The organism is Pseudomonas sp. P7779 (genome assembly GCF_013386315.1).
In the GTDB taxonomy this organism is placed as follows: Bacteria; Pseudomonadota; Gammaproteobacteria; order Pseudomonadales; family Pseudomonadaceae; genus Aquipseudomonas.
This window is the reverse complement of sequence record NZ_JACARZ010000014.1, coordinates 1-13,723: the sequence shown is the minus strand read 5'-3', so window position 1 is coordinate 13,723 and position 13,723 is coordinate 1. Positions and strand designations below refer to the sequence as shown.

General features: G+C 62.2%; 11 protein-coding genes. 9 read left to right on the top strand and 2 right to left on the bottom strand.

Features of this window, described 5'->3' with window-relative positions:
• Window positions 1–8 precede the first annotated feature (8 nt).
• On the bottom strand, window positions 9–392 hold the full coding sequence (locus HX869_RS04590) for a DUF4440 domain-containing protein (RefSeq protein ID WP_003211593.1): 384 nt from the start codon (window positions 390–392) through the stop codon (window positions 9–11).
• A gap of 66 nt (window positions 393–458) precedes the next feature.
• Between HX869_RS04590 and HX869_RS04585 the strand changes: the two genes are divergently transcribed.
• From HX869_RS04585 to HX869_RS04570, 4 genes are all read left to right on the top strand, one after another.
• A complete protein-coding gene (locus tag HX869_RS04585; protein WP_003211595.1) occupies window positions 459–1,016 on the top strand; it encodes a helix-turn-helix domain-containing protein in 558 nt (185 codons plus the stop codon).
• Window positions 1,017–1,027: 11 nt separating this feature from the next.
• Entirely contained in the window at window positions 1,028–2,374 is a 1,347-nt protein-coding gene (locus HX869_RS04580) for a glutamine synthetase family protein (RefSeq protein WP_178902800.1), read from the top strand.
• A gap of 50 nt (window positions 2,375–2,424) precedes the next feature.
• Window positions 2,425–3,522, top strand: a complete 1,098-nt coding sequence (locus HX869_RS04575) for a DNA alkylation repair protein (RefSeq protein ID WP_178902799.1) — start codon at window positions 2,425–2,427, stop codon at window positions 3,520–3,522.
• Between the two features lie 150 nt (window positions 3,523–3,672).
• Window positions 3,673–5,532, top strand: a complete 1,860-nt coding sequence (locus HX869_RS04570) for a DUF3857 domain-containing transglutaminase family protein (protein WP_177019727.1) — start codon at window positions 3,673–3,675, stop codon at window positions 5,530–5,532.
• Here the strand turns inward: HX869_RS04570 and HX869_RS04565 are convergent.
• Window positions 5,529–6,419, bottom strand: a complete 891-nt coding sequence (locus tag HX869_RS04565) for a LysR family transcriptional regulator (protein ID WP_003211603.1) — start codon at window positions 6,417–6,419, stop codon at window positions 5,529–5,531. The genes HX869_RS04570 and HX869_RS04565 overlap by 4 nt on opposite strands.
• Window positions 6,420–6,548: 129 nt before the next feature.
• Here HX869_RS04565 and HX869_RS04560 point away from each other — a divergent pair, with 129 nt between their 5' ends.
• The 5 genes from HX869_RS04560 (at window position 6,549) to HX869_RS04540 (ending at window position 13,597) form a co-directional block, all read left to right on the top strand.
• The gene (locus HX869_RS04560) at window positions 6,549–8,192 is read left to right on the top strand and encodes a GMC family oxidoreductase (RefSeq protein ID WP_177009752.1); all 1,644 of its coding nucleotides are present in this window, start codon (window positions 6,549–6,551) and stop codon (window positions 8,190–8,192) included.
• Between the two features lie 158 nt (window positions 8,193–8,350).
• Window positions 8,351–9,973 carry an MFS transporter gene (locus tag HX869_RS04555; RefSeq protein ID WP_008435879.1) on the top strand — a complete coding sequence of 541 codons (1,623 nt, stop codon included), beginning with the start codon at window positions 8,351–8,353 and terminating at the stop codon, window positions 9,971–9,973.
• Between the two features lie 235 nt (window positions 9,974–10,208).
• Complete coding sequence (locus HX869_RS04550) at window positions 10,209–12,158, top strand: DNA topoisomerase III (protein ID WP_087694093.1); 1,950 nt, start codon at window positions 10,209–10,211, stop codon at window positions 12,156–12,158.
• A gap of 135 nt (window positions 12,159–12,293) precedes the next feature.
• The gene (locus HX869_RS04545; RefSeq protein WP_003211614.1) at window positions 12,294–12,734 is read left to right on the top strand and encodes a CBS domain-containing protein; all 441 of its coding nucleotides are present in this window, start codon (window positions 12,294–12,296) and stop codon (window positions 12,732–12,734) included.
• 14 nt (window positions 12,735–12,748) lie between these two features.
• Window positions 12,749–13,597, top strand: a complete 849-nt coding sequence (locus tag HX869_RS04540; protein WP_178902798.1) for an NAD-dependent protein deacetylase — start codon at window positions 12,749–12,751, stop codon at window positions 13,595–13,597.
• Window positions 13,598–13,723 lie beyond the last annotated feature (126 nt).

Below are 13,723 nucleotides of genomic sequence, written 5' to 3'. Positions count from 1 at the left end.
GCCGGCGCTTACACAGGTGCACGCTGACGTGTCGGCGTGCCCTGATGAAACACCATCTGCCACTGCCCGCCGCTTTCGCGCCACACCGAACTGCGCAACGACTCCCCCGCCGCATTTGCATCCGTCGCCGCGCGCTGGCAGCGATACGTCACCAACGCCACGCCTTCGGCCAGCACCTTCATTGCAAAGTCACTGATGCTACGGACTGAAAACACCTCATCCTGCAGCCCCTCGATCACCTCGGCCTTGCTGCCCCACACATTGCCACTGGCACCAAATTCGACGAAATCATCCGCCAGCAGCACCGACAACCGCGCCGCATCTGCACGGGTGGTGCATTGGTGCAGCTCCTGTTCCAGGCGGCGTAAATGCTCTGCCAACTCCATACCCATTGCCCTCGTGAAATTAATCCTGTAATTTTTCATGAAATTTCCTGATAAGAATTTCACGAAACGCCCATGGACAAGCAAGAAGAACTCGACGCCCTGGCGATCCTGATCCACGACCTGCGCAAGCACAAGAAGCTCACCCTGGCGCAACTGGCGCAAAAGATCGAGCGTTCCGTGGGTTTCCTGTCCCAGGTTGAACGCGGCCTGTCGCGCCCGACCGTGGCCGACCTCACGGCCATCAGCCACGCGCTCGGTGTGCCCACCACCTATTTCTACAGCCTGTCCAAACCCAAGGCGGTGGACTGGGTCACCCGCCCCAACGAACGGCGCACGGTGTATTACGCCAATGGCATCACCGACATCCTGGTGTCGCCGAGCATGCACGGCGCGTTCTCGATCCTCGACAGCCTGCTGGCCCCCGGTGCCAACAGCGGCGAACAAACCATGAGCGACCGTGCCGAACAGGCCGGTTACGTGCTGGAGGGCGAGTTGACGCTGTGGGTCGAGGGCGAGCCGGACTCGGTCACCCTGGGCCCCGGCGACAGCTTCCACCTGGCCAGTTTTGCCCACTGCCGCTACGGCAACCTGACCGACCTGCCAGCCCGCGTGCTGTGGGTCTACAACTAGGAGCAACACCCGTGAAAAGCCATGCTTCCACGCTTTTGGCCGAAGTCCGGACCTTTCGCCAGAACCATCCCGATGTGCGCTACGTCGACCTGATTGCCCTGGACATTCCCGGGCATTTCTACGGCAAGCGCTACCCGGTGGAGATGCTGGAAAAGGTCGCCGCCGGCAGCCCGTTGAAACTGCCGCAGAACGCGGTGCTGCTGGGTGCCCAGGGCGGCCTGTTCAAGATCGGCGACTATTGCTTCCACGACGGCGACCCGGACGCCAACCGCAGCCTGGTGCCCGGCACCCTCAAGCCGGTGAGCTGGGAGGCGCAGCCGCTGGGGCAGATGTTGATTACCTCCGACGGCACCGAAGCGCCCATCGAATTCGAACCCCGGGAAGTACTGGCCAAGGTGCTGGAACGCCTGCAGCGCAAAGGCATTCACCCGGTGGTCGCGTTCGAGCTGGAGTTCTACCTGTTCGACAAAAAGCTCAGCGACGGCCTGCCGCAATTTGCCCGCGACCCGCTGAGTGATGACGCGGACGACCAGCCCAACTTGCACATCGAGCGCCTGTCACGCTTTGCGCCGGTGTTGGACGATATGGTCGAGACGGCCAAGGCCCAGGGCATCGACATCACGGTGATCACCGCCGAACTCGGCCCCGGCCAGTTCGAAATCAATTTCGGCCACCTGGAAGACGGCCTGCGCGCCGCCGACTGGGCCGCCCTGTTCTGCCGCAGCACTCGTGGCGTGGCCCTCAAGCACGGCTACCGCGCCAGCTTCATGGCCAAGCCTTACCTGCAACATCCCGGCAGCGGCATGCATGTGCACGTCAGCCTGTACGATGCGGCGGGCAATAACCTGCTGGCGGCCCACCAGCAGCAACCGTTGCGCCACGCAGTGGCGGGTTGCCTGGAACTGCTGCCGCACTGCATGCCGATCTTCTCGCCCAACCACAACGCCTTCCGCCGCCTTGGTGGCACGGTCAACGCGGCAACCCGCGCGTGCTGGGGCTTTGAAGACCGTGACGCGTGCGTGCGAATCCCTGAATCCGACCCGCGCAACCTGCGCATCGAACATCGCCTGGCGAGTGCCGATGCCAACCCGTATCTGGTATTGGCGGCGATTCTGGTGGGGCTTGAGCATGGTCTTGAAGCAGCGAAGGAGCCCATCGCCCCGCTGAACGAAGACCGCAACAGCGGCGCGGACTTCCCCGTGGAAATGCTGGAGGCGGTGCGCGCCATGCAGCATCAGCCGACGTTGCGCGAAGGCCTGGGCGCGGAGTTTGTCGACGTGTATTGCGAAAACAAACGCCAGGACCACCTGGCATTCCAGCAGGAAATTCATGCGCGGGAATATCGCTGGTATCTCTAGGCACTGATGGTTAGCCTCGTGGGCATCTCTGGCTAACCGCGGACTTGCCCATGACCGACCAAAGCGCCCCGGCCCTGAAGGAAATCTTCAACGCCGAACGCCTGCAACACATCGCCAGCGAAATGACCGCGGTGTACCCGGCGTTCGACGCCAAGGGTTTTCTCAAACACGCCAAGGCCGGGTTGGCAGACCTGTCGGTGATGCAGCGCATGGCGCGGGTCAGTGAAAGCCTCAACGCTGTGATCCCGCTGGATTATCCGCAAACCCTGAAGTTGCTGTATGCCCTGGCCCCTCGGCTGAACAGCGCCTTTGTCAGCCTGTTCCTGCCCCACTACGTTGCCAGCTACGGCGGCGATGATTTCAAGCGCTCCATGGCTGCCCTCAAGTACTTCACCACCTTCGGCTCCGCCGAGTTTGCCGTGCGGCATTTTCTGCTGAAGGATTTCAAGCGCACCCTGGCGGTGATGCAACAGTGGTCGCTGGACGACAACGAACACGTACGACGCCTCGCCAGCGAAGGTTCACGGCCACGGCTGCCATGGTCGTTTCGCCTGGCCGAGGTGCAGGCCGATCCGAACCTGTGCGCTTCGATCCTCGACAATCTCAAGGCCGACAGCAGCCTCTACGTGCGCAAGTCGGTGGCCAACCACCTCAACGACATCACCAAGGACCATCCGGATTGGGTGCTGGGCCTGATCGAAGGCTGGTCCCTGGATAACCCCCACACCGCGTGGATCGCCCGCCACGCGCTGCGCAGCCTGATCAAGCAAGGCAACACCCGGGCGCTGACGATCATGGGCGCCGGGGCCAGGGCCGAAGTGAAGATCCATCAACTCAAGGTCGAGCCGGCGGCGATCAAGTTGGGGGAGCGGATCAACCTGTCCTTCAGCCTGGAGTCCACTGCCGATTCGTCGCAAAAGCTGGTGGTCGACTACGCCATCGACTATGTGAAAAGCGCCGGTCACAGCGCGTCCAAGGTGTTCAAGCTCAAGGTATTTACCCTGGGTGCCGGAGAACATCACGCCATCAGCCGTGGCCAACATATCCGTGAATTGACCACGCGCAAGCACTATCCCGGCAAGCATGCGGTTCACGTGCTGGTGAACGGTGAGCGGCTGGGCAGCGTCGAGTTTGAACTCGAAAAATAATCCTTAAAACATTAACGAAGGCTCTAGATCGGGCCTTACAGCGAAATTAATTGTCGGACAATGCTAGGCATTCGTGTTGCGATCCATTATCATCCGGCGCCTTCTCGGTACCCCTAGGGTACTTGTGTCAATGTTCCACCTGAGGCGCCCATGCTCCGTTTTTCGTTTTACCGTCCCCTGATCTGCATCAGCTGGGGGCTTGCCAGTCACAGCGCGCTTGCCGCCCTGCAACCAATGGCCGAAGCCCCACTGGCCAGCGACACCGAGCTGCATTGCCACTTCAACCGCGACGCCAGCGTCGACTGCACTACCCGCTTTCACTACACCATCCTCAAGCCAAGCGGCCGCGAAATGCTCTCGCGGATCGACTTCAGCTACCAGGAAGAAGACGGCTTCGAACTGATCAAGGCCGAGTCCACCCAGCCCGGCGGCAAACCTGTGCCCCTGGACCCGACGCAAATCGACACCCGCACCGCCCCCAACCCGGACCAGGGTTTCTCCCGGGAAAAACAGACCTCGCTGGCGTTTCCCAACCTGCGGGTCGGCACGCAAATCCGCTACACGGTGCGCGAACATCACCCGGCCAAACCGCTGATGACCGAGTTCTACTACGCCTTGCAGTTCGGCCCCAACGCCGCACGGCGCGACCACTTCAAGGCACGCTTCACCGCCGAGCGGCCGATCGAGTGGCGCAGCGAATTGATGGAGGATTTCAGCATTACGCCATCAGCCAATCGCAAGACCCTGGACGTGGTGCAAAAGGCCCCGACCTACCTCAGCTATATCAACGAATCCGCCAACGCCTACATACGCCACGCCCCGCGTATCGAAGTCGGCAGCTCCCTGGATCGCCAGCAGTACTTCGGCGGCTTTGCCGAACGCTACAACCAGATCCTCGGCGCAAAGCTGCCGCCCCAGGGCGCCGCCGCCGTGGCCGCCGTTCGCGGCTTGCCACCGGCACAACAGGTGGCCGGCCTGATGCAGCACATCAACGACCACTACCGTTACCTGGGCGACTGGCGCGCCTCGGATCGCGGCTATGTACCCTTCAGCCTGGCGGAGATCGAACAGCACGGCTACGGCGACTGCAAAGACCTTTCGACGCTGCTGGCAGCCATGCTCAAGGCCAGCGGAATCAAGGCCGAGCCCGCCTGGGTCAGCCGTGGCGATGTGGTTAACCCGCTGCTGATTCCCGGTACCGGCGCGCCGAACCACGCCATCGTCCGCGCCGAAGTCGATGGCCAGGTGTGGTGGCTGGACCCGACCAACCCGATCTTCGCCCCCGGCCAGACCCTGCCCGACATCCAGGACCGCTGGGTGCTGGTGACCAACGCCGAGGGCCAGGTACGTGAAGAACACATCCCGCTGCAACCCGCCGCCCCCACGTTGATCCTCGACAAACAGGAGCGCTTCGACGCCCAGGGCACCGCCCGGGTCTCGGCCACCGTTGATTTTCGCGGCATGCCGCTGATGCAACTGAGCGTCGCCGACCGCCAGCAAGGCGCCACCGCCAGCGACCAGAACATCTGCGACAACTTCGGCAAACAGATCACCGACTGCCAGGTCGAGCGCCCCGCCACCGCCTTCCTGATCCCGGCCAGCTACAAGGTCAGCGCCACCCTGACGGACATGCGGCCCCTGGAACCGCTGGGCAACGACCACGTCTACAACGATGCCTTGCTGCAAGAGAAATGGGACGGTCTGCTCAACTACCGCCGCAATGGGCAACTGGCCGACTTGTACATAGGCAACCCCGAGACGCTGGACTACACCATCACACTGTCGGGTGGGCAGATCGACAAGGACATCAAGGCTTGCCAGGTACGCTCGCCGTGGTACGACCTGGACCTGACGGGTGAGCGCGTCAAGGGCGACTGGCGTTATCACTACGTCCTGACGCAGAAAATACGCTGGCTGACCCACGATGAAATTGTCAGCGCGCCGTTTGAAAAGATGATCAAGGAGATCCGTGCCTGTGGTGAGCAGGTGCATCAGGTGGTGAAGCTCTAACCCTCCCCCAGCAAAACCCCTTGCTCCCGCGCGCAGAGTTCCACCAGGTAATCCCACAACACCCGCAACCTGACCGACTTGTGCAACTCGCGCCGGGAGCTGATCCAATAGCTGCGCTGGATGCTCTCCGCCGGTAGCAGCGGCACCAGGTCCGGGTCGCTCGCCGCCATGAAGCAGGGCAATACGGCAATTCCCAACCCCGAGCGCGCCGCCTGGTGCTGGGCGATCACGCTGGTGCTGTGGAACACCACTTTGGGGTTGCGGCAGAAACTGCTGAGGAATTTCAGTTCCTGGCTGAACAGTAAATCGTCGACGTAATCGATCCAGGCGTGCACCGCCAGGTCCTCGCGTTTTTCAATCGGCGGTGTGCGGTCCAGGTAGCTGCGGCTGGCGTAGAGCGCCAGGCGGTAGTCGGTGAGTTTGCGGGTCACCAGTTGGTCGACGCTGGGGCGTTCGAGGTGGATGCTGATTTCCGCTTCGCGGTTGAGGATGCTGACAAACCGTGGCACTGCCAGCAGTTCCACTTCCAGGCCCGGGTAGCGTTCGAACAGGCCGCCCATGCGACTGGCCAGGAACATCACGCCCAAACCCTCGGCCACCCCCAGGCGGATCTTGCCCAGGGGCGCGGCGGAATGAGTCAGTTCTTCTTCGGCCAGCAGCGCCACGTTTTCCATGGCTTCGGCATGTTTGAGCAGGGCTTCGCCGGAGGGCGTGAGTTCGTAACCCTGGGCGTGCTGCACGAACAGCGCAGTGCCCAGGCTTTTCTCGATGGCCTCGATGTGCCGGGCCACGGTGGCGTGGGTGGTTTTCAGGCGTTGCGCCGCCGTGAGCAAGCGTCCGCTACGCTGTAACTCAAGAAAGAACCGCAGATCATTCCAGTCGAACATGCCTTCCCCTTCTTCCCCTGAACAGCAGCGTTGTCTAAAAACGCACAGCAGCTGGGTAAAAACTAACATTTTTAAGACGAAAACTAACAACTAGGATGGGACCAATAAGAAAAACAAGCGAGGTCACAGATGCATTCTGCAGCTGCTGAATACGATTACGTGGTGGTAGGCGCCGGCCCGGCGGGCTGCCTGCTGGCCAATCGACTGTCTGCCAACCCTGCCCATCGCGTGTTGCTGCTTGAAGCAGGCGGTCGCGATAACTACCCCTGGATCCATATTCCCGTCGGCTACCTGTTCTGCATCGGCAACCCGCGCACCGACTGGTGCTTCAAGACCGAAGCCCAGGAAGGCCTGCAAGGCCGTGCGCTGAGCTACCCGCGCGGCAAGGTGCTGGGCGGGTGCTCGTCCATCAACGGCATGATCTACATGCGCGGCCAGGCCCGGGATTACGACGGCTGGGCCGAGGACAATCCCGGTTGGGCGTGGAAGGATGTGCTGCCGCTGTTCAAGCAGAGCGAAAACCATTTTGCCGGTGCCTCGCAATTTCACAGTGACGGCGGTGAATGGCGGGTTGAGCAACAGCGCCTGCACTGGCCGATCCTCGATGCGTTTCGTGACGCGGCGCAGCAAAGCGGTATCGACAGCATCAGCGACTTCAACCAGGGCGACAACGAAGGCTGTGGCTATTTCCAGGTCAATCAGAAATCCGGCGTGCGCTGGAATGCGGCCAAGGCGTTTCTCAAACCGATCCGCCAGCGGCCCAACCTGACGGTGATGACCGAGGTTGAAGTCGACCGCGTACTCCTGGAGAACGGCCGTGCGGCGGCGGTGGTTGCTCGCCAGCAAGGCCAGCCAGTCACGTGGCGGGCGCGCAAGGAAATCATCCTGTGCGCCGGCTCCGTAGGTTCGCCCGGCATCCTGCAACGCTCCGGTATCGGCCCCTCCAGCGTGCTCAAGCCTTTGGGCATCGATGTGCTGCACGAGTTACCCGGAGTGGGCGGCAACCTGCAGGATCACCTGCAACTGCGCCTGATCTACAAGCTGGAAAACGCCCGCACCCTGAACCAGATCGCCGGCACCGTGTGGGGCAAGATGGGCATGGGCCTGCGCTACCTGTACGACCGCAGCGGCCCGTTGTCCATGGCCCCCAGCCAGCTTGGCGCGTTCGCCCGTTCCGGGCCGGAGCAGACGTCGGCCAACCTCGAATACCACGTGCAACCGCTGTCCCTGGAGCGCTTTGGCGAACCACTGCACGGGTTCCCGGCCTTCACCGCTTCGGTGTGCGACTTGCGCCCGCAAAGCCGTGGCCGCATCGACATTCGCTCGGCCAACCCGGCAGACGCACCGCTGATCCGCCCCAACTACCTCAGCCATCCGGAAGACCTGCGGGTAGCCGCCGACGCCATTCGCCTGACCCGACGCATCGTCTCGGCGCCGGCCCTGAAGCAATTCAACCCGGTGGAGTACCTGCCCGGCGCAGAACTGCAGACGGACGAACAGCTGCAGGAAGCCGCCGCCCGCATTGGCACCACGATTTTCCATCCAGTGGGCACCTGCCGCATGGGCAGCGACAAGGACGCGGTGGTCGACGCCCAACTGCGAGTGCACGGGGTTCCCGGCCTGCGCATCGCCGACGCGTCGGTCATGCCACGCATCACTTCAGGCAACACCTGCTCACCGACGCTGATGATCGCGGAAAAAGCCGCGCAGCTTATCCTTTCGCCGAACACAAGGAGCCTCGCCCCGGAGAAAGAACTGACCTTACCGGCTTGACCTGCAGGACCCCGGCTTGCCGGCGATGGCGTTTTCAAGCGTAGTGCACAGCTTGAGAGCGCCATCGCCGGCAAGCCGGGCTCCTACAGGGGAATAGCGGCGCCGATGTGGCGCCGACAGTGGAACAACAATAAATAATCACTGTGAGGGCTACCCAAATGTCAGAACACGCTCAACCCCTGGGCTCCGCCACCAAGGCGCGAGACAGCAACGACACGCAGAAAGTCATCTTCGCCTCCTCCCTCGGGACGGTGTTCGAGTGGTATGACTTCTTCCTCTACGGCGCCCTCGCGGCGGTGATCAGCAAGCAGTTCTTTGCCGGGGTCAACGACACCACGGCGTTTATCTTTGCCCTGATGGCCTTCGCCGCCGGCTTTGTGGTGCGCCCGTTCGGCGCGCTGGTGTTCGGTCGGCTGGGTGACATGATCGGGCGCAAGTACACCTTCCTCGCCACCATCATCCTGATGGGCCTGGCGACTTTCTGCGTCGGCCTGCTGCCGACCTATTCGAGCATCGGCATTGCCGCACCGATCATCCTCGTGGCACTGCGCATGCTCCAGGGCCTGGCGCTGGGCGGCGAGTACGGCGGCGCAGCCACCTATGTGGCCGAGCACGCCCCGGCGGGCAAACGCGGCTTCCACACCAGCTGGATTCAATCCACCGCGACCCTCGGCCTGCTGCTGTCGCTGCTGGTGGTGCTGGCCTGCCGTTACTTCACCGGTGACCAATTCGAAGTGTGGGGCTGGCGCCTGCCGTTCCTGCTGTCGATCGTGCTGCTGGGTATCTCCACCTGGATCCGCATGAGCCTGCACGAGTCGCCGGCGTTCCTGAAAATGAAAGAGGAAGGCAAGGCCAGCAAGTCGCCGATCCGCGAATCCTTCGGCAAATGGGAAAACCTCAAGATCGTGCTGATTGCGCTATTCAGCATCAACGCCGGCCAGGCAGTGACGTTCTATGCCGCGCAGTTTTATGTGCTGTTCTTCCTCACACAGTTTTTGAAGATGGATCCGGCGCTGGCCAACATGCTGCTGATCATCAGCGTGGTGATTGGTGCGCCGTTCTTCATCTTCTTCGGCTGGCTTTCGGACAAGCTGGGGCGCAAGCCGGTGTTGATGGTCGGCCTGCTGCTGGCCACCGCGCTGTACTTCCCGATCTTCAAGGGCCTGGCGCACTACACCAACCCGGCGATGGACCACGCCAGCCGCCAGTCGCCGATCACCGTATTGGCAGACCCGGCCACCTGCACCTTCCAGTTCGACCCGGTGGGCAAGGCGCGTTTTGACAGCCCGTGCGACAAGGTCAAGACCTTCCTGGTGAAACAGGGCCTGCCGTATGAAAGCGCGGCCGCCCCGGCGGGCAGCGCAGTGCAGGTGAGCGTGGGTGATGTGCGTATCGACGGTTACGACGAAGCCGCCCTGAAAGGCGCGGTGACCCTGGCGGGTTATCCGCAATCGGCTGATGTGGCCCAGGTCAACAAAACCATGGTGGTGGTGCTGATTGTCGCGCTGATCCTGATCGCCGCCATGTGCTACGGCCCGCTGGCAGCGCTGATGGTGGAGCTGTTCCCGACACGCATCCGCTACACCTCGCTGTCGCTGCCATACCACATCGGGAATGGCTGGTTTGGTGGCTTCCTGCCGACGGTATCGTTTGCGCTGGTGGTGTACACCGGGGATATTTTCTATGGGCTGTGGTACCCGGTGGTAATTACCGGGGTGAGCCTGATCGTGGGGCTGATTTGCCTGAAAGAAACCAAGAACGTCGATATCGACAATAACTAAACGTCGATCCGGCCGACGCTGGAGTTTCAGTGTGGGAGCGGGCTTGCTCGCGAAAGCGGGGTGTCAGTCGCCGGATAGGTTGACTGATACACCGCGTTCGCGAGCAAGCCCGCTCCCACATTGGGTTTAGCACCAGACACACAAATTGCTGTATATCCATCCAGATAAAAGTTGCCCAATTCTGATTTATTGCTCATCCTGCTCCCCATTCAATTGCGTAGCGAATGTGGTGACCATGCGGCTGTTCCTCTGTGAAAAACCGTCCCAGGCCAAGGATATCGCCGCCGTGCTCGGCGCGACCCGGCGTGGCGACGGTTGCTGGCTGGGCTCAGGCGTGACGGTGACCTGGTGCATCGGCCACCTGCTGGAAACCGCCCCGCCCGACAGCTACGACGCGAAGTACAAGCGCTGGGTGCTGGCCGACCTGCCGATCATCCCCGAAAAGTGGAAGATGCTGGTCAAGCCCAAGACTGCCAGCCAGTTCAAGGCGGTCAAGCGTCTGCTGGGGGAAGCCCAGGAATTGGTGATCGCCACCGATGCCGACCGTGAGGGCGAGATGATCGCCCGTGAGCTGGTGGAGCATTGCCGTTATCGCGGCCCCATCCAGCGGCTATGGCTCTCGGCGCTCGACGACGCGTCGATCCGCAAGGCCCTGGCCTCGTTGAAGCCCGGTGCTGAAACCTTCAGCCTCTACCATTCGGCCCTTGGCCGCTCCCGTGCCGACTGGCTGATCGGGATGAACATGAGCCGCCTGTTTACCCTGCTGGGCCAACAGTCCGGCTACCAGGGCGTGTTGCCGGTCGGCCGTGTGCAAACCCCGACCCTGCGCCTGGTGGTAGACCGGGACCGCAGCATTGCCGACTTTGTACCCGTCGCTTATTGGGCCATCGATGTGGATCTGCTCCACGACGACATCACTTTTACGGCGCAGTGGCGCGCAACAGAAGACGCCTGTGACGATCAGGGCCGCTGCCTCAATCCGCAGCTTGCTCGGGACGCCGCCAATGCCATGAGCAACGCCGCCAGCGCCCGGCTGGTCAAACTGCGTACCGAGCGCATGCGCGACGTCGCGCCCCTGCCCTTCGACCTCGGCACCCTGCAGGAAATCTGCTCGAAAAAGCTTGGCCTCGGCGCCCAGGAAACCCTGGATGTTGCCCAGTCGCTCTACGAAACCCACAAGGTCATCACTTACCCCCGCAGCGATTGCGGCTACCTGCCCCTGAGCCAGCACGGCGACGCGCCGAAAATCCTCGCGGCGCTGGGGCGGGCCGATCCGGCGGTGAATGAATTGATGCCACACATCGACCCGAAGCGGCGCTCCCGGGCCTGGAACGACGCCAAGGTCAGCGCTCACCACGGCATCATTCCCACCGGCGCCGGCAAGGATGTCGGGCAATTGACGGGCAAGCATCGCGCCGTCTACACCTTGATTCGCGCCCGCTATCTCGCGCAGTTCCTGCCCAATCACGAGTACGACCGTACCCAGGCAGATTTCGATTGTGCCGGTGAAGCCTTGCGGGCTGTCGGTAAAGTCATCGTCGAGCCGGGCTGGAAACGCGCATTGCCGGAAGCATTGGCACCGGCCAAGGGCCGTGAAGCACCTGCGCCGCAGTCCTTGCCAAAACTGGTTCAGGGGCAGGACTACGCCGTGGCCAAGGTCAACCTCAAGGACCTGTGGACCCAGCCACCCAAACCCTTCACCGAAGGCGACCTGATCAAGGCGATGAAAAACGTCGCCAAGCTGGTGGAAGACCCGCTGCTCAAGCAAAAGCTCAAGGACACCACCGGGATCGGCACCGAAGCCACCCGCGCCGGGATCATCCAGGGCCTGCTGGACCGCGGCTACCTGGTGAAAAACGGCAAGGCGCTGTCGGCAACACCCGCCGCGTTCAGCCTGATTGATGCAGTGCCACGGGCAATTGCCGACCCCGGTACCACCGCTATCTGGGAGCAGGCACTGGACATGGTACAAAGCGGCGAGATGAGCCTGGAAGAGTTCGTCGCCAAACAGGCCGCATGGATGAGCAAACAGGTGACCCGCTGCACTGGCATGCGCCTGACCATCAGCGGCCCGGCCAGCCCGGCCGGACGTGGCGCCACACCGTGGAAAAACAAACGCAAACCGGCCAAGCGCAAGACGGCCACCAGCCCGAAGCGGGCGGCAAAACCGGCAAACAAAGGCTGAGAAGCACTAAGAAATCGCGACAATGACGTTTTTCGACGGGATGTATGCCGCTTTGGACCTTGCCCTGCTGCAGGCCATCCAGGATTCTGTAGGGCCTGCTAACCTCCCAACAATAACAACACCGGAGTGGCCTCCATGAAAACCGTTGCCCAAGTGCTGAAGTCCAAAGACCAGCATAACCATCAAGTCCACACCATCCCCCACGACCATACGGTATTTGAGGCCTTGATCGTGATGGCTTCGAAAAACGTCGGGGCCTTGCCAGTGCTCCAGGACGGCAAGGTGGTGGGCATCATCAGTGAACGAGACTATGCCCGTAAGGTCATCCTCCATGGATTGTCTTCGGTGACGACCAAAGCCCACGAGATCATGAATTCACCGGTGATCACCGTCGACACTCACCAGACTGTCGAGACTTGCATGACGATCATGACTGACCGACATCTGCGGCACCTGCCTGTGGTGGAGAACGGCGAGCTCCTTGGCCTGCTGTCCATCGGCGACCTGGTCAAGGAAGCGATTGCCGAACAGGCCGACCTGATCAAACAGCTGGAGCAGTACATTCGCGGCGAATAATCATTGGGGACCCCATGCTCGATACCCTGCAACATCAAGTCGATAACCAACTCGACAGCCTGCACCGGGCCATGTCCCAACGGCGCTTCCTGGTGCTGACCGGTGCGGGTATCAGCACCTCTTCGGGGATTCCCGATTATCGCGACAGCGAAGGCGTGCGCCGGGGCAAGGCACCGATGATGTACCAGGAGTTCCTGGCAACCCCGCAGGCGCGCCGCCGCTACTGGGCGCGGGCGATGCTCGGCTGGCCGAGGGTGCGTGTCGCGCAGCCGAACGCGGCGCATATCGCGTTGGCCACCCTGCAGCAGCGCCAGCGCATTACCGGGCTGATCACCCAGAACGTCGACACCCTGCACGACCAGGCTGGCAGCCATGATGTGATCGAACTCCACGGCAGCCTGCACCGGGTGCTATGTCTGGATTGCCAGCAGACCAGCGAACGGGACCTGATCCAGCGCCGAATGGAAGCGGAGAATCCGTACCTGGCGGGTGTGGATGCCGTTCAAGCCCCCGACGGTGACACCCTGCTGGACCCGGCCTTTGAAGGACGTTTTCAGGTGCCCCGCTGCCCCCACTGCGGCGGGCAACGGTTGAAACCGGACGTGGTGTTTTTCGGCGAGAACGTCGCCCAGGGCACGGCAGCCAAGGCGATGGCGGCGGTGGATGACGCAGAAGGATTGCTGGTGGTGGGTTCGTCGCTGATGGCGTATTCGGCGTTTCGGTTGTGCAAGGCGATGGTCGAGCAAGGCAAGCCCGTGATTGCCATCAATCTGGGCAAGACACGGGGCGATGAGTTGCTGCAACTCAAGATCGAAGCCTCCTGCGAACGTTTGTTGCCGTTGCTGGCAGAACGCCTGGGATAGCCCAATCCTGCTTTTCTGTGGCGAGGGAGCTTGCTCCCGCTGGGCTGCGCAGCGGCCCCAAAACCGACAACCGAATGATTCCTGCAGAACCGCAGTCAGCCTGGTGGGGGCGCTTCGCACCCCAGC